Below are 16,807 nucleotides of genomic sequence, written 5' to 3'. Positions count from 1 at the left end.
GAGATCCCGGTCGAGACCGACGACATCGACCACTTCGGCAACCGGCGCCTGCGCACGGTCGGCGAGCTGATCCAGAACCAGATCCGGGTCGGCCTGTCCCGCACCGAGCGGGTCGTGCGCGAGCGCATGACCACGCAGGACGTCGAGGCGATCACGCCGCAGACCCTGATCAACATCCGCCCGATCGGCGCGGCGATCAAGGAGTTCTTCGGCACCTCGCAGCTGTCGCAGTTCATGGACCAGAACAACCCGCTGTCGGGCCTGACGCACAAGCGGCGTCTGTCGGCCCTCGGCCCGGGTGGTCTGTCCCGTGAGCGCGCCGGCATGGAGGTCCGGGACGTCCACCCGTCGCACTACGGCCGGATGTGCCCGATCGAGACGCCGGAAGGCCCGAACATCGGCCTGATCGGCTCGCTCTGCTCCTACGCGCGGGTCAACCCGTTCGGCTTCATCGAGACGCCGTACCGCAAGGTCGTCGAGGGCCGGGTCACCGACCAGGTCGACTACCTGACCGCGGACGAAGAGGACCGGTACGTCAAGGCCCAGGCCAACGCGCCGATCTCGGACGACGGCACCTTCGTCGAAGACCGGGTCATGGCCCGCCGCAAGGGTGGCGAGGTCGAGCTGATCGACCCGCTCGACATCGACTACATGGACGTCTCGCCGCGGCAGATGGTCTCGGTCGCGACGGCGATGATCCCGTTCCTCGAGCACGACGACGCGAACCGCGCCCTGATGGGTGCGAACATGCAGCGCCAGGCCGTGCCGCTGCTGCGCAACCAGGCCCCGTACGTGGGCACGGGTGTGGAGCTGCGCGCCGCGGTCGACGCCGGTGACGTGCTCGTCGCCGAGCAGGCCGGCATCGTCGAGGAGCTCTCGGCGGACCTGATCACGATCATGCACGACGACGGCACCCGGAAGAGCTACGGACTGTACAAGTTCCGCCGCTCCAACCACGGGACCTGCTTCAACCACCGCCCGATCGTGAACGAGGGCGACCGGGTCGAGCAGGGCCAGGTCATCGCCGACGGCCCGTCCACCGAGAACGGTGAGATGGCGCTCGGCAAGAACCTGCTCGTCGCGGTCATGCCGTGGGAGGGCCACAACTACGAGGACGCGATCATCCTCTCCGAGCGCCTGGTGCAGGACGACGTCTTGACGTCGATCCACATCGAGGAGCACGAGATCGACGCCCGCGACACGAAGCTGGGCGCCGAGGAGATCACCCGGGACATCCCGAACGTCTCCGAGGAGGTCCTGGCCGACCTCGACGAGCGCGGCATCATCCGCATCGGTGCCGAGGTCCGCGACGGCGACATCCTGGTCGGCAAGGTCACGCCGAAGGGCGAGACCGAGCTGACCCCGGAGGAGCGCCTGCTCCGCGCGATCTTCGGCGAGAAGGCCCGCGAAGTCCGCGACACCTCGCTGAAGGTGCCGCACGGCGAGACCGGCAAGGTCATCGGCATCCGCGTGTTCTCGCGCGAGGACGACGACGAGCTGCCCCCGGGCGTCAACGAGCTGGTCCGCGTCTACGTGGCCCAGAAGCGCAAGATCCAGCCGGGCGACAAGCTCGCCGGCCGGCACGGGAACAAGGGTGTCATCGGCAAGATCCTGCCGGTCGAGGACATGCCGTTCATGGAGGACGGCACGCCCGTCGACATCATCCTGAACACCCACGGTGTGCCGCGACGGATGAACATCGGCCAGATCCTCGAGCTGCACCTGGGCTGGCTGGCGTCGCAGGGCTGGACGATCGAGGGCAACCCGGACTGGGCGAAGAACCTGTCCGAGGAGCTCTACGACGTCGCGCCCGGCACGAACACCGCGACCCCGGTGTTCGACGGCGCGAAGGAAGAGGAGCTCACCGGGCTGCTCAGCGCGACCAAGCCGAACCGCGACGGTGAGCGCATGGTCAAGGAGAACGGCAAGGCGACCCTGCTGGACGGCCGCTCCGGCGAGCCGTACCCGTACCCGGTCGCGGTCGGCTACATGTACATCCTGAAGCTGCACCACCTGGTCGACGACAAGATCCACGCCCGCTCCACCGGCCCGTACTCGATGATCACGCAGCAGCCGCTGGGTGGTAAGGCGCAGTTCGGTGGCCAGCGCTTCGGTGAGATGGAGTGCTGGGCGATGCAGGCGTACGGCGCTGCCTACACGCTGCAGGAGCTGCTGACGATCAAGTCGGACGACGTGGTCGGCCGCGTCAAGGTGTACGAGGCCATCGTCAAGGGGGAGAACATCCCCGAGCCGGGCATCCCGGAGTCGTTCAAGGTGCTCCTCAAGGAGCTCCAGTCGCTGTGCCTCAACGTCGAGGTGCTCTCCAGCGACGGCGCGGCGATCGAGATGCGCGACTCCGACGACGAGGACCTCGAGCGCGCCGCGGCGAACCTCGGCATCAACCTGTCCCGCAACGAGTCGCCCTCGGTGGACGACGTCGTGCACTGATCGCGAGCTGAGCTGGGCCCGGCCTCCCGCAGGGCCCAGCTCGCCCGCCCCCCTCTCTAGCCGAAACAACCCCAAGGGGATCTAGACGTGCTGGACGTCAACTTTTTCGATGAGCTCCGCATTGGTCTCGCCACGGCCGACGACATCCGTCAGTGGTCGTACGGCGAGGTCAAGAAGCCGGAGACCATCAACTACCGGACGCTCAAGCCCGAGAAGGACGGCCTCTTCTGCGAGAAGATCTTCGGTCCGACCCGGGACTGGGAGTGCTACTGCGGCAAGTACAAGCGTGTCCGCTTCAAGGGCATCATCTGTGAGCGCTGCGGCGTCGAGGTGACCCGCGCCAAGGTGCGCCGCGAGCGGATGGGCCACATCGAGCTGGCCGCCCCGGTCACCCACATCTGGTACTTCAAGGGTGTTCCCTCGCGCCTCGGCTACCTGCTGGACCTGGCGCCGAAGGACCTCGAGAAGATCATCTACTTCGCTGCTTACGTCATCACGGGCGTGAACACGGAGCTGCGCCACAACGACCTGCCGACCCTCGAGAACGAGATCGGCGTCGAGCGCAAGAACCTCGAGACCAAGCGTGACGCGGACATCGAGGCTCGCGCGCAGAAGCTGGAAGCCGACCTGGCCGAGCTGGAGGCGGAGGGCGCCAAGTCCGACGTCCGCCGCAAGGTCAAGGAGGGCGGCGAGCGCGAGATGCGCCAGCTGCGTGACCGCGCCGGTCGCGAGCTGGACCGCCTCGAGGAGGTCTGGACGACCTTCACGAAGCTCGACACCCGCCAGCTGATCGCCGACGAGCTGCTCTACCGCGAGCTGGTCGACCGCTACGGCGAGTACTTCACCGGCGGCATGGGCGCGGAGGCCATCCAGAAGCTGGCCACCGAGTTCGACGTCAGCGCCGAGGCCGACAACCTGCGCGACACCATCCGCAACGGCAAGGGGCAGAAGAAGCTCCGCGCGCTGAAGCGGCTCAAGGTCGTCGCGGCGTTCCAGGCCACCGGCAATGACCCGCGCGGCATGGTGCTCGACGCCGTCCCGGTCATCCCGCCGGACCTGCGCCCGATGGTGCAGCTCGACGGTGGCCGGTTCGCGACGTCGGACCTGAACGACCTGTACCGCCGGGTCATCAACCGGAACAACCGCCTCAAGCGGCTGATCGACCTCGGCGCGCCCGAGATCATCGTCAACAACGAGAAGCGGATGCTGCAGGAGGCCGTCGACGCGCTGTTCGACAACGGCCGCCGCGGGCGTCCGGTCACCGGCCCGGGCAACCGGCCGCTGAAGTCGCTGTCCGACCTCCTCAAGGGCAAGCAGGGCCGGTTCCGCCAGAACCTGCTCGGCAAGCGCGTCGACTACTCGGGCCGTTCGGTCATCATCGTCGGCCCGCAGCTGAAGCTGCACCAGTGCGGCCTGCCGAAGGACATGGCGCTCGAGCTGTTCAAGCCGTTCGTCATGAAGCGGCTGGTCGACCTGAACCACGCGCAGAACATCAAGTCCGCCAAGCGGATGGTGGAGCGCTCGCGGCCGCAGGTGTGGGACGTGCTGGAAGAGGTCATCACCGGCCACCCGGTGATGCTGAACCGCGCGCCGACGCTGCACCGCCTCGGCATCCAGGCCTTCGAGCCGCAGCTGGTCGAGGGCAAGGCCATCCAGCTGCACCCGCTGGTCTGCGAGGCGTTCAACGCGGACTTCGACGGTGACCAGATGGCGGTGCACCTGCCGCTGTCGGCCGAGGCGCAGGCCGAGGCCCGGATCCTGATGCTGTCGGCGAACAACATCCTGTCGCCGGCGTCGGGCCGTCCGCTCGCCATGCCGCGGCTGGACATGGTGACGGGCCTGTTCCACCTGACCCGCCTCACCGAGGACGCCGAGGGCGCGGGCAACGCGTACTCGTCGACGGCCGAGGCCATCATGGCCTACGACCGCAAGGCGCTGAGCCTGCACGCCCCGGCCAAGATCCGCATCACCGACCGTCAGCCGGCGAAGGCCGACGAGGCGAAGCTCGCGGAGAAGGGCTGGGAACCGGGCAAGGCGTGGCTGGCCGAGACGACCCTGGGCCGCGTGCTGTTCAACGAGCTGCTGCCGGCGGACTACCCGTTCATCAACGAGCCGATGCCGAAGAAGCGGCAGGCCGCGATCGTGAACGACCTCGCCGAGCGGTACTCGATGACCCAGGTCGCGCAGACCCTGGACCGGCTCAAGGACGCCGGCTTCTACTGGGCGACCCGGTCGGGCGTCACCATCGCCATCTCGGACGTGCTCACCCCGGTGGGCAAGGCGGCCATCCTCGACGAGTACGAGGGCAAGGCCTCCCAGGTGGAGAAGCGCTACCAGCGTGGTCAGCTGTCGCACACCGAGCGCAACAACGAGCTCGTCAAGGTGTGGACGCAGGCCACCGAAGAGGTCCACAAGATCATGGAGACGGCGCTGCCGGACGACAACCCGATCGCCGTGATCGTGAAGTCGGGCGCGGCGGGCAACATGACGCAGGTCCGGTCGCTGGCCGGGATGCGTGGCCTGGTGTCGAACCCGAAGGGTGAGTACATCCCGCGTCCGATCAAGGCCAACTTCCGTGAGGGCCTGTCGGTGGCGGAGTACTTCATCGCGACGCACGGTGCCCGGAAGGGCCTGGCGGACACGGCGCTGCGGACCGCCGACTCGGGTTACCTGACCCGGCGTCTGGTGGACGTCTCGCAGGACGTCATCGTCCGCGAGGTCGACTGCGGCACCACCCGCGGCATCATGATGCCGATCGGCGAGGACATCGGCGACGGCAAGGTCCTGCGCGACCAGCACGTCGAGACGTCGGTGTACGCGCGGAACCTCGCGACGGACGCGGTGGACGCCAAGGGCAACGTCGTGCTGAACGCGGGCGACGACATCGGCGACCCGGCCATCGACAAGCTGCTCTCCAGCGGCATCTCGAAGGTCAAGGTCCGCTCGGTGCTGACCTGCGAGTCGGTCGTCGGCATCTGCGCGACCTGCTACGGCCGCTCGATGGCGACCGGTCTGCTCGTCGACGTCGGCGAGGCCGTGGGTATCGTCGCGGCCCAGTCGATCGGTGAGCCGGGTACGCAGCTGACGATGCGTACGTTCCACCAGGGTGGTGTGGCCGGTGACGACATCACGACCGGTCTGCCGCGTGTCCAGGAGCTGTTCGAGGCCCGGGTCCCGAAGGGCAAGGCGCCGATCGCCGACGTCGATGGCCGCGTGCGCATCGAGGAGAGCGAGCGGTTCTGGAAGATCACGCTGATCCCGGACGACGGCAGCGAAGAGATCGTCTTCGACAAGCTGTCCAAGCGTCAGCGGCTCGCGAACACCCCGAACGGCCCGCTGGGCGACGGCGACCACGTCAACGTCGGCCAGCAGCTCCTGGAAGGCACGCCGGACCCGCACGAGGTCCTGCGGGTCATGGGGCCGCGCGAGGCGCAGATGCACCTGACGGACGAGGTCCAGAAGGTGTACCGGGCGCAGGGTGTGTCGATCCACGACAAGCACATCGAGGTCATCGTCCGGCAGATGCTGCGCCGGGTGACGATCATCGACTCCGGTGCCACGGACTTCCTCCCGGGCGAGCTGCCCGAGCGGACCAAGTTCGAGGCGACGAACCGGGCCGCGGTCGCCGAGGGCGGCGAGCCGGCTTCGGGCCGTCCGGTGCTGATGGGCATCACGAAGGCGTCGCTCACCACGGACTCGTGGCTGTCGGCGGCGTCGTTCCAGGAGACCACGCGCGTCCTGACCGACGCGGCCATCAACGGCCGCTCGGACCGGCTCGTGGGCCTCAAGGAGAACGTGATCATCGGTAAGCTGATCCCGGCCGGTACGGGCATCAACAAGTACCGCAACATCCAGGTGCAGCCGACCGAGGAGGCGCGGGTCGCCGCTTACGCGATCCCGTCCTACGACGACGGCTACTACACCCCGGACGTGTTCGGTACGGGCACCGGTGCCGCGGTTCCGCTGGACGACTACGACTTCGGCCGCGACTTCCGCTGACGAAGCCGAACCACGAGAAAGGCCCCTGCCGGGTTTCCGGCGGGGGCCTTTCCCGTTGCGGCGGTTGCGGTCAGGACCACCCTTCGGGCTTTGTCGCCCGGAGGAAGTCGTCCGAGGGTGGCTGCACCGGCCGTCCTTCGAACTGCGTCGACAGGACCACCGAGGACCGCAGCTCGCCGTGTTTTCCCAGGCGTTCCAACAGGCCTTCGAAGTGCTCGAGCGAGGCCGCCCGGATCTTCAGCATGGTGCAGTGGTCGCCGCTGAGGCGGTGGATCTCCACGACTTCCGGGTAGTCCTCGGCCTTCGACGTCTTCAGCAGGCAGCTGCTCAGCGCGCACCGCATCTCGACGAACGCCTGCAGTGGCTGGCCCGCCCGCCGCGCGTCGACCTGCGCGCGGTAGCCGGTGATCACGCCGGTCTCCTCCAGCCGCCGCACCCGGTCGGCCACCGAGGGCGCCGACAGGTTGATCCTCCGGCCGAGCTCCTTGAACGAGAGCCTCCCGTCGGCCTGCAGCAGGTCGAGCAGCCGCCAGTCGACCTCATCCAGGGGCTTTTCCGAACGGAAGGTCATGGGGCCCATCTTCCTTCCGAAGCGGGGGCCGGGCGACCGAAATTCCGTTCGCGGGCCCTTCGAACGGCCGCGCGGAATTCCTAAAGTTGCTGGTCATGGGGACTCTGACGGTGACCGGTCGTGCCCGGTCCATGGGGGCGTTGTTCGCCGGTGTCGCGTTGCTCAACACGGCCACGGTCGGCCTGAGCACCGCGGCCACGCTGATCGTGGCCGCGGGCAGCGGCCCCGGCTGGAGCGGCCTGCCCAGCGTCGCGAGCGTGCTCGGGACGGCCGCCGGGGCGCTCGGCGCCGGCCTGCTGCTGCCGGGTTACGGCCGCCGTCGCGTGCTGGCCGGGGGTTACAGCGTCGCGGCGATCGGGGCACTGGTCGCGTTCGCGGCCGCGCTGACGACGTCGGTGCTGCCGCTGCTGGCGGGCATCCTGCTCGTGGGCCTCGGCAACGGCGGTGCGCAGCTGTCGCGCTACCTGGCTGCCGACCTGTACCCGGACGAACGCCGGGGCCGGGCGCTCTCGAACGTCGTCTGGGCCGGGACGGCCGGCGCGCTCGCCGGACCCGCGCTGATGGCCCCGGCGGCGCACGTGGCGTCCGGCTTCGGGTGGCCTTCGCTGTCGGGCCCGGTCGCGGTCTCGGTCCTGGCCACGGCGGGAGCGGCGCTGGCGGCGACGGTGTTCCTGCCGCGGCACGTCCCGCCGCCGCGGGAACCCGCCGCCGTGAGGACCGGGGGACCGGCGTGGCCGGGCACCGTCGTGCGGCCGCTGGTCGCGATGGTCGCCGCGCAGCTCACGATGGTCGCGGTGATGACGATGACGCCGGTGCAGCTGCGGGACCACGGGCACGGTCTCGATGTCGTCGGCTGGGTGCTGGGCGCGCACCTGTTCGGCATGTTCGCGCTCGCCCCGCTGTCCGGGCGGATCGCCGACCGCTGGGGTCCCCGCGTCACGGTCAACGCGGGACTCGGCGTCCTGGCGGTGTCGGCGGCGACCGCGCTCGCGGCGCCGGCGGCGCACACCTCGGGCCTGCCGGTGGCCTTGTTCCTGCTGGGGTACGGCTGGAACCTGGTCTTCGTCGGCGGGAGTTCGCAGCTGAGCCGCGACCTGGCGCCCGAGACGCGCAGCCGGGTCCAGGGCACGGTCGACGCGGTCGTCTGGTCGGCCTCCGCGCTGGCGGCGCTGGGTTCGGGGCAGCTGTTCGCCGGCGGCGGGTACGCGCTCGTCGCGGTCGTCGGCGGGGTACTGGCCCTGCTCCCACTGGCGTTGCTGGTTCCCCGCCGGTCGTGACAGCCGGTGATCTTTCCCGGTCGACGGAAAGTAGCGGGGTCGTTGTCGGCAAATCTCTCCTCGCCGAGGTCGCCGAAGGGTGGCGAAGATGGGCCGTGGCTGACTCTGTGCCCTTCACGGACAACTTCTCGGACCTCTCGAACACACAGGGGTACCAGTTCGAGTTCCGGTGTGAACGCTGCGGCAACGGCTATCGCTCCGCCTTCCAGCGCGACAACGTCGAGACCGGGCGAAGCGTGCTTCGCGCCGTCGGCTCGTTCTTCGGCGGGACGCTGCGGGACATCAGCAACTCGGCCGACCAGTGGCGCTACGACCGCGCGACGAACTCGCCGGCCAAGGACCGCGCCCTGGCCGCGGCAGTCAAGGAGATCACGCCGAGCTTCCGCCAGTGCCGCGGCTGCGGCGACTGGATGTGCCAGGACCAGTGCTGGAACGAGGAGATCGGCCAGTGCCTGCGGTGCTCCCCGAGCGTCGCGGAGGAGATCTCACGGGCCCAGGCGTCGGCCCAGCGCGACCAGATCTGGGACAAGGCCCGCGAGAAGGACTGGACGTCCGACCTCGACATCGACACCCGCGCCAAGGTCACCTGCCCGGGCTGCGGCCTCAAGACCGACGGCGGCAAGTTCTGTTCGTCGTGCGGCACGTCGCTGGCCCTGAAGGTCGGCTGCGGCGGCTGCGGGAGCGAAAGCAACAAGCCGGGCGCGATGTTCTGCTCGGACTGCGGCGCGAAGCTCTGAACCGGCGGGAACGGCCCGCCCCGGGCACCATGGGGCCATGATGCCCGTCACGAAGCGCCTCACGGTGGTGGCCGTCGTGCTGGTCACGGCGGGTGCGGTCCTGCTGTCGGCGGGCTCGATCGGCTTCCAGGCGACGTCCGACCGGCCCGACGCCAACATCGGCGCCGGGTTCGCCCTCATCGCCGGGCCGTACGTGGTCGGCCTCGGCCTCGTGTTCGCGCTGTCGGCGTGGTTGACCCACCTCACGACGCGCCGTCGTCGACCCGGCACTCACCGTGAGTCCTCGACAAGAGCGTGACCCACGGAACGGTCGATCCGGTCCCACTGCGTCACCCGACCGGGTAACGGGTAGGTTTCGGCGCAAGGGGAAGCGGGACGACGCGCTAGGAGTGTGTGATGACCAGCACCGAAGGGGCCGGACGGCCCGACGAAGAACCGAAGTCGACGGGGAGCCACGCGGCCCCCGAGGGAGCCGGCGTGCACCCGCTCATCGACCTGTCCCGGGACCCCAACCCCGGAAAACCGGACCACGCGAAGCAGGACGAAGACTGAGTTCACCGGTGTGCGCCGGCGGAGCCGTGCTGTCCCGATGCGGCGGTGCGGCTCCGCCGGGCGCCTCGTGAACGACTCGTCCACCTCGTCCGACGACGGAAAACCCGTCCCTGTCGTGCTTTCCGGGCGTGGGCGGCGGCGGGCCGGGGTAACCGGTCCGCGGGCCGGAACATCCGGCGGTGCCGCGGTGTTGAAAGGTAGGCTTGAGGTTCGCCGACCTACAGACCCCCCGCCGCGTTCCCTCCGGACCCGGGCGGGTATCTTTGGAGACCGTGCCCGGCATGCGTCGGGCCGCTCCGCGTGCCGTGCGCATGGGCGGGGTGCTCAGGCACCCGGCCACCGGCTTCGGCAGGTCGGGGTTCCGACGGAAATCCCTCCGGGAAGTTACCGGTCGTCAGACCGTGACGCGGGCCGACACGCCCGACCGCGGGGGCCGGTGAAGACACGAAGAAGCAGATCACGACAGGAAGCTGGTCCATTGCCCACGATCCAGCAGCTGGTCCGCAAGGGCCGCCAGGACAAGGCTGCCAAGCAGAAGACCGCGGCCCTCAAGGGGAGCCCGCAGCGGCGCGGCGTGTGCACCCGCGTGTACACCACCACCCCCAAGAAGCCGAACTCGGCGCTTCGCAAGGTCGCGCGTGTGAAGCTGACCAGCGGCATCGAGGTCACCGCCTACATCCCCGGTGAGGGCCACAACCTGCAGGAGCACTCGATGGTGCTCGTGCGTGGTGGTCGTGTGAAGGACCTTCCGGGTGTCCGTTACAAGATCATCCGCGGTTCGCTCGACACGCAGGGTGTCAAGAACCGCAAGCAGGCGCGCAGCCGGTACGGCGCGAAGAAGGAGAAGAGCTAATGCCCCGCAAGGGTCCGGCCCCGAAGCGGCCGCTGATCTCCGACCCCGTCTACGCCTCCCCGCTGGTCACCCAGCTGGTGAACAAGGTGCTGAAGGACGGGAAGCGGTCCCTGGCCGAGCGCATCGTGTACGGCGCGCTCGAAGGCGCTCGCGAGAAGACGGGCACCGACCCGGTCGTCACGCTGAAGCGCGCTCTCGACAACGTGAAGCCCACCATCGAGGTGAAGAGCCGCCGCGTCGGTGGCGCCACCTACCAGGTGCCGATCGAGGTCAAGCCGGGTCGCTCCACCACCCTGGCGCTGCGCTGGCTGGTCTCCTTCTCGCAGGCCCGCCGCGAGAAGACGATGATCGAGCGCCTGCAGAACGAGCTCCTCGACGCGTCGAACGGCCTCGGTGCCTCGGTGAAGCGTCGCGAGGACACGCACAAGATGGCCGAGTCCAACCGGGCCTTCGCGCACTACCGCTGGTGATGACTGCCCGGCTGTCGACCAAGCCATGCCGGGCCCCAAGCTTGAGAACAGGGGAACACTCTCGTGGCACGTGAAGTGCTGACCGACCTGAACAAGGTCCGCAACATCGGCATCATGGCCCACATCGACGCCGGCAAGACGACCACCACCGAGCGGATCCTGTTCTACACCGGGGTCAACTACAAGATCGGTGAAGTCCACGACGGCGCCGCCACCATGGACTGGATGGAGGAGGAGCAGAAGCGGGGTATCACCATCACCTCGGCTGCCACCACCACCTTCTGGGACGACCACCAGATCAACATCATCGACACCCCCGGGCACGTCGACTTCACCGTCGAGGTGGAGCGCAACCTGCGGGTGCTCGACGGTGCGGTCGCCGTCTTCGACGGCAAGGAGGGCGTCGAGCCGCAGTCCGAGCAGGTCTGGCGGCAGGCGGACAAGTACGACGTCCCGCGCATCTGCTTCGTCAACAAGATGGACAAGCTGGGCGCGGACTTCTACTACACCGTGAAGACCATCGTGGACCGCCTCGGCGTCCGCCCGCTGGTCATCCAGCTCCCGATCGGCGCCGAGAACGACTTCGAAGGCGTTGTCGACCTGGTCCGCATGAAGGCGCTGACCTGGCGCGGCGAGGTCCAGAAGGGCGAGGACTACTCGATCGAGGACATCCCGGCCGACCTGGCCGAGAAGGCCGCGGAGTACCGCGAGAAGCTCGTCGAGACCGTCGCCGAGGCGGACGACGCGCTGATGGAGAAGTTCCTCGAGGGTGAGGAGCTGACGGAAGCCGAGATCAAGGCCGGCATCCGGAAGCTCACCATCACCAGCCAGGTCTTCCCGGTGCTGGCCGGTTCCGCGTTCAAGAACAAGGGCGTGCAGCCCATGCTCGACGCGGTCATCGACTACCTGCCGACCCCGCTGGACGTCCCGGCCGTCGAGGGCCTGCTGCCCGACGGCGAGACCGTGGCTTCCCGCAAGGCGTCGGTCGACGAGCCGTTCGCCGCGCTCGCGTTCAAGATCGCCGCGCACCCGTTCTTCGGCAAGCTGACCTACATCCGGGTGTACTCGGGCAAGGTCGCCGCCGGCGCGCAGGTCATCAACGCGACCAAGGAGCGCAAGGAGCGCATCGGGAAGATCTTCCAGATGCACTCCAACAAGGAGAACCCGGTCGACGACGCCCAGGTCGGCCACATCTACGCGGTCATCGGGCTGAAGGACACCACCACGGGTGACACCCTGGCGGACCCGCAGAACCCGATCGTGCTGGAGTCGATGACGTTCCCCGAGCCGGTCATCCGGGTCGCGATCGAACCGAAGACGAAGGCCGACCAGGAGAAGCTGTCCCTGGCGATCCAGAAGCTGGCCGAAGAGGACCCGACGTTCCAGGTCAAGCTGGACGAGGACACCGGCCAGACGATCATCGCGGGCATGGGCGAGCTGCACCTCGAGGTGCTGGTGAACCGGATGAAGTCCGACTACAAGGTCGAGGCGAACATCGGCAAGCCGCAGGTCGCCTACCGTGAGACGATCAAGAAGACGGTCGAGAAGCTCGACTACGTCCACAAGAAGCAGACCGGTGGTTCCGGCCAGTTCGCGAAGGTCATCGTGAAGCTGGAGCCGCTCGAGCGCACCGACGGCGCGCTCTACGAGTTCGACAACAAGGTGACCGGTGGTCGCGTGCCGCGGGAGTACATCCCGTCGGTGGACGCGGGCGCGCAGGACGCGATGCAGTACGGCGTCCTGGCCGGCTACCCGCTCGTCGGGTTGAAGTTCACCCTGTTGGACGGTGCTTACCACGAGGTCGACTCTTCGGAGATGGCGTTCAAGATCGCCGGTTCCATGGCGATGAAGGAAGCCGCGAAGAAGGCCGGCCCGGTGATCCTGGAGCCGATGATGGCGGTCGAGGTGACCACGCCCGAGGACTACATGGGTGACGTCATCGGTGACCTCAACTCCCGCCGTGGTCAGATCCAGGCCATGGAGGAGCGTGCGGGCATCCGCGTCGTGAAGGCGCTGGTCCCGCTGTCGGAGATGTTCGGCTACGTCGGCGACCTGCGGTCCCGCACCCAGGGCCGGGCGAACTACTCCATGTTGTTCGACTCCTACGCCGAGGTTCCCGCGAACGTCGCGAAGGAAATCATCGCGAAGGCGACGGGGGAGTAACTCCCCCAGCGCTCGCGGGCATTAAGGGACTCTCCTGAACGTCCGCAGCACCGACGAAGGAACAATCGTGGGGCGGCAGCCACGCCGCCCCACGAGCACAAAGCGAAATCAGTCCAGGAGGACATTCCAGTGGCGAAGGCGAAATTCGAGCGGACCAAGCCGCACGTCAACATCGGCACCATCGGTCACGTTGACCACGGCAAGACGACTCTGACCGCGGCCATCACCAAGGTGCTGCACGACAAGTACCCGGAGCTGAACGAGTCGCGGGCGTTCGACCAGATCGACAACGCGCCGGAAGAGAAGCAGCGCGGCATCACGATCAACATCTCGCACGTCGAGTACCAGACCGAGAAGCGTCACTACGCGCACGTCGACGCCCCGGGTCACGCGGACTACATCAAGAACATGATCACCGGTGCCGCCCAGATGGACGGCGCGATCCTGGTCGTGGCCGCCACCGACGGCCCGATGCCGCAGACCCGTGAGCACGTGCTGCTCGCCCGCCAGGTCGGCGTGCCCTACATCGTGGTCGCGCTGAACAAGGCCGACATGGTCGACGACGAGGAGATCCTCGAGCTCGTCGAGCTGGAGGTCCGCGAGCTGCTGTCCTCGCAGGAGTTCCCGGGCGACGACGCGCCGGTCGTGCGCGTGTCCGGTCTCAAGGCCCTCGAGGGCGACGAGAAGTGGGCCGAGGCCGTTCTCGAGCTCATGGCGGCCGTCGACGACAGCGTGCCGGACCCGGTGCGCGAGCTCGACAAGCCGTTCCTGATGCCGATCGAAGACGTCTTCACCATCACCGGTCGTGGCACCGTGGTGACCGGTCGCGTCGAGCGCGGCCAGATCAACGTCAACGAAGAGGTCGAGATCGTGGGTATCCGCGAGAAGTCGACCAAGACCACCGTCACCGGTGTCGAGATGTTCCGCAAGCTGCTCGACTCGGGCCAGGCGGGCGACAACGTCGGCCTGCTGGTCCGCGGTATCAAGCGCGAGGACGTCGAGCGCGGCCAGGTCGTCGTGAAGCCGGGCACCACCACCCCGCACACCGACTTCGAGGGCCGGGTCTACATCCTGTCGAAGGACGAGGGTGGCCGTCACACCCCGTTCTTCAACAACTACCGCCCGCAGTTCTACTTCCGCACCACCGACGTGACCGGCGTCGTGACCCTCCCCGAGGGCACCGAGATGGTCATGCCGGGCGACAACACCGACATCTCGGTCCAGCTGATCCAGCCGGTCGCGATGGACGAGGGTCTGCGCTTCGCCATCCGCGAGGGTGGCCGGACCGTCGGCGCGGGCCAGGTTACCAAGATCATCAAGTGATTTCGCGCCCCGGCCGGGGGTGATACACCCCCGGCTCAGGGGCGTCAAATCACGTGTGCGACACTATTCAGGTTGCTCGTCCTGGGGCGGCCGATCCTTGTCGGGGTTTTCTTCGAGAGGGTCCGGCCGCCTCGGTGCGAGTGGCCACGGTCCGCGGAGCTCTTTCCTTCGGGTGAGGCGAGCGGGCAAGGGCGGTGAGACGACAATGCTTGCGAAAGCGTGCCGGCTCATAGCCTCCTCACGTTGAGGAAGACCAGGCAAGACGACGATCCCGCGGGATCCGTCTGTGCGTCGGGCGCGACACGCCCGACCGCGTGGACCGGGGACAGGGCCGTTGAACTGCGGAAACCCAGGCTCAGGGTGGCAACACCCAGCGGGGTTTGTGAGATAGCGGCACGAGACGACAAGGAACGAGCAGCCACCATGGCGGGACAGAAGATCCGCATCCGGCTCAAGGCCTACGACCACGAGGCGATCGACACCTCGGCGCGCAAGATCGTGGAGACGGTCACGCGCACCGGCGCCCGTGTTGTCGGGCCGGTGCCGCTGCCCACCGAGAAGAACGTTTACTGCGTCATCCGCTCGCCGCACAAGTACAAGGACTCGCGCGAGCACTTCGAGATGCGCACGCACAAGCGTCTGATCGACATCCTCGACCCGACGCCGAAGACGGTCGACGCGCTCATGCGCATCGACCTGCCGGCGAGCGTCGACGTCAACATCCAGTAGTAGCGGCGGGCGAGCGGCGGAGAGTAAGAGACTCATGTCTGACAGGCAGATGAAGGGCATCCTGGGCACCAAGCTCGGCATGACCCAGGTCTTCGACGAACAGAACCGGGTTGTCCCGGTCACCGTCGTGAAGGCCGGTCCGAACGTGGTCACCCAGGTTCGGACCCAGGACAAGGACGGCTACACGGCCGTGCAGCTGGCGTTCGGCGCGGTCGACCCGCGCAAGGTGAACAAGCCGCGCACCGGCCACTTCGACAAGGCGGGCGTGACGCCGCGCCGGTTCCTCGCCGAGCTGCGCACCACCGACGCCGAGACCTACGAGGTCGGCCAGGAGATCACCGCCGAGGTGTTCGCCGCCGGCGTCGAGGTCGACGTGACCGGGACCAGCAAGGGCAAGGGCTACGCGGGCGTCATGAAGCGCCACGGCTTCAAGGGCCAGGGCGCGAGCCACGGTGCCCAGGCCGTGCACCGCAAGCCGGGTTCCATCGGTGGCTGCGCCACCCCCGGCCGCGTCTTCAAGGGCCTGCGCATGGCGGGCCGGATGGGCAACGACCGGGTCACCACGCAGAACCTGACCGTGCACGCGGTGCGTGCCGAAGACGGCCTGCTGCTGATCAAGGGCGCTGTGCCCGGTCCCAAGGGCGGCGTGCTGTTCGTTCGCAGCGCCGCGAAGGGTGGTAACTCCGAATGACAAGCGTCGAGCTGAAGACCCCGGCCGGTAAAGCCGACGGCACCGTGGACCTCCCCGAGGAGATCTTCGACGTGCAGGCCAATGTCGCGCTGATGCACCAGGTCGTGGTGGCCCAGCAGGCCGCCGCTCGCCAGGGCACGCACGACACGAAGACCCGTGGTGAAGTTCGCGGTGGCGGCAAGAAGCCGTACCGGCAGAAGGGCACCGGTCGTGCCCGCCAGGGTTCGACCCGCGCGCCGCAGTTCGTCGGCGGTGGCGTCGTCCACGGCCCCACGCCGCGTGACTACTCCCAGCGCACCCCGAAGAAGATGAAGGCCGCCGCCCTGCGTGGCGCCCTCTCCGACCGGGCCCGCGCCGGCCAGCTGCACGTCGTCACCGAGCTGGTGACCGGTGAGAAGCCGAACACCAAGGCCGCCAAGGCCGCCCTCGCCGCGGTGACGCTGGCGAAGCGCGTGCTCGTGGTGCTGCACCGGGACGACGAGCTGAGCTGGGTTTCCCTGCGGAACCTGCCCGAGGTGCACATCCTCTGGGCGGACCAGCTCAACACCTACGACGTGTTGGTCAACGACGACGTCGTGTTCACCAAGGCCGCGTACGACGCGTTCGTCGCCGGCCCCGTCCGCGGCAAGTCCGTCAAGGCTTCCGCGCGGTCGGGCGAGGTCACGGAAGGGAGTGACGAGAAGTGAGTTCGGTCGCCATTCCGGACCCCCGCGACATCCTGCTCGCGCCGGTCATCTCCGAGAAGTCCTACGGGCTGCTCGAGGACCACAAGTACACGTTCATCGTCCGCCCGGACGCCAACAAGACCCAGATCAAGATCGCGGTCGAGAAGGTGTTCGGCGTCAAGGTGGTCAGCGTCAACACGGCCAACCGCCAGGGCAAGCGGAAGCGGACTCGCGCAGGCTTCGGCAAGCGCAAGGACACCAAGCGCGCCATCGTGACTCTTTCGCCTGAAAGCAAGGCGATCGAGATCTTCGGCGGACCCACCGCGTAA

At 68.2% G+C, this 16,807-nt stretch carries 15 protein-coding genes; 14 read left to right on the top strand and 1 reads right to left on the bottom strand.

Annotated features, from left to right (window positions below; genetic code table 11):
* Both rpoB and CF165_RS19895 read left to right on the top strand, forming a co-directional pair.
* Nucleotides 1-2,448 (top strand): DNA-directed RNA polymerase subunit beta (gene rpoB, locus CF165_RS19900; protein ID WP_093949041.1); only part of this gene is annotated, 2,448 nt, incomplete at its 5' end.
* 87 nt (nt 2,449-2,535) lie between these two features.
* Nucleotides 2,536-6,447: a DNA-directed RNA polymerase subunit beta' gene (locus tag CF165_RS19895; protein ID WP_093949040.1), complete on the top strand. Its 3,912-nt coding sequence runs from the start codon at nt 2,536-2,538 to the stop codon at nt 6,445-6,447.
* Between the two features lie 70 nt (nt 6,448-6,517).
* On the opposite strand, the gene CF165_RS19890 is transcribed toward CF165_RS19895, so the two are convergent.
* Nucleotides 6,518-7,018: an Lrp/AsnC family transcriptional regulator gene (locus CF165_RS19890; RefSeq protein WP_093949039.1), complete on the bottom strand. Its 501-nt coding sequence runs from the start codon at nt 7,016-7,018 to the stop codon at nt 6,518-6,520.
* A 95-nt stretch (nt 7,019-7,113) separates the two neighbouring features.
* Between CF165_RS19890 and CF165_RS19885 the strand changes: the two genes are divergently transcribed.
* From CF165_RS19885 to rplW, 12 genes are all read left to right on the top strand, one after another.
* Nucleotides 7,114-8,295, top strand: coding sequence for an MFS transporter (locus CF165_RS19885; protein ID WP_093949042.1), 1,182 nt, complete (start codon nt 7,114-7,116; stop codon nt 8,293-8,295).
* A 95-nt stretch (nt 8,296-8,390) separates the two neighbouring features.
* Nucleotides 8,391-9,032: a zinc ribbon domain-containing protein gene (locus CF165_RS19880; RefSeq protein WP_240521671.1), complete on the top strand. Its 642-nt coding sequence runs from the start codon at nt 8,391-8,393 to the stop codon at nt 9,030-9,032.
* A 37-nt stretch (nt 9,033-9,069) separates the two neighbouring features.
* Nucleotides 9,070-9,330 (top strand): hypothetical protein, encoded by a 261-nt coding sequence (locus tag CF165_RS19875; protein WP_093949037.1) that lies wholly within the window; start codon nt 9,070-9,072, stop codon nt 9,328-9,330.
* 98 nt (nt 9,331-9,428) lie between these two features.
* Entirely contained in the window at nt 9,429-9,584 is a 156-nt protein-coding gene (locus tag CF165_RS19870) for a hypothetical protein (RefSeq protein WP_093949036.1), read from the top strand.
* 478 nt (nt 9,585-10,062) lie between these two features.
* Nucleotides 10,063-10,437 carry a 30S ribosomal protein S12 gene (gene rpsL, locus CF165_RS19865; protein ID WP_003102113.1) on the top strand — a complete coding sequence of 125 codons (375 nt, stop codon included), beginning with the start codon at nt 10,063-10,065 and terminating at the stop codon, nt 10,435-10,437.
* Complete coding sequence (gene rpsG / locus CF165_RS19860) at nt 10,437-10,907, top strand: 30S ribosomal protein S7 (RefSeq protein WP_003102106.1); 471 nt, start codon at nt 10,437-10,439, stop codon at nt 10,905-10,907. Before rpsL ends, rpsG begins: the two co-directional genes overlap by 1 nt.
* A 63-nt stretch (nt 10,908-10,970) precedes the next feature.
* Nucleotides 10,971-13,070, top strand: coding sequence for an elongation factor G (gene fusA, locus CF165_RS19855; RefSeq protein WP_093949035.1), 2,100 nt, complete (start codon nt 10,971-10,973; stop codon nt 13,068-13,070).
* Between the two features lie 129 nt (nt 13,071-13,199).
* Nucleotides 13,200-14,393 carry an elongation factor Tu gene (tuf, locus tag CF165_RS19850; RefSeq protein ID WP_093949034.1) on the top strand — a complete coding sequence of 398 codons (1,194 nt, stop codon included), beginning with the start codon at nt 13,200-13,202 and terminating at the stop codon, nt 14,391-14,393.
* Nucleotides 14,394-14,816: 423 nt separating this feature from the next.
* A complete protein-coding gene (rpsJ, locus tag CF165_RS19845) occupies nt 14,817-15,122 on the top strand; it encodes a 30S ribosomal protein S10 (RefSeq protein ID WP_003102098.1) in 306 nt (101 codons plus the stop codon).
* 34 nt (nt 15,123-15,156) lie between these two features.
* Nucleotides 15,157-15,813, top strand: a complete 657-nt coding sequence (rplC, locus tag CF165_RS19840; protein WP_093949033.1) for a 50S ribosomal protein L3 — start codon at nt 15,157-15,159, stop codon at nt 15,811-15,813.
* The gene (gene rplD, locus CF165_RS19835) at nt 15,810-16,499 is read left to right on the top strand and encodes a 50S ribosomal protein L4 (protein ID WP_093949032.1); all 690 of its coding nucleotides are present in this window, start codon (nt 15,810-15,812) and stop codon (nt 16,497-16,499) included. Before rplC ends, rplD begins: the two co-directional genes overlap by 4 nt.
* A complete protein-coding gene (gene rplW, locus CF165_RS19830; RefSeq protein WP_003102087.1) occupies nt 16,496-16,807 on the top strand; it encodes a 50S ribosomal protein L23 in 312 nt (103 codons plus the stop codon). Before rplD ends, rplW begins: the two co-directional genes overlap by 4 nt.

This window comes from Amycolatopsis vastitatis, assembly GCF_002234595.1.
Lineage (GTDB): Bacteria > Actinomycetota > Actinomycetes > Mycobacteriales > Pseudonocardiaceae > Amycolatopsis > Amycolatopsis vastitatis.
Note: the sequence above shows the minus strand (reverse complement) of the source record. Positions and strands in the feature narration are given on the sequence as shown.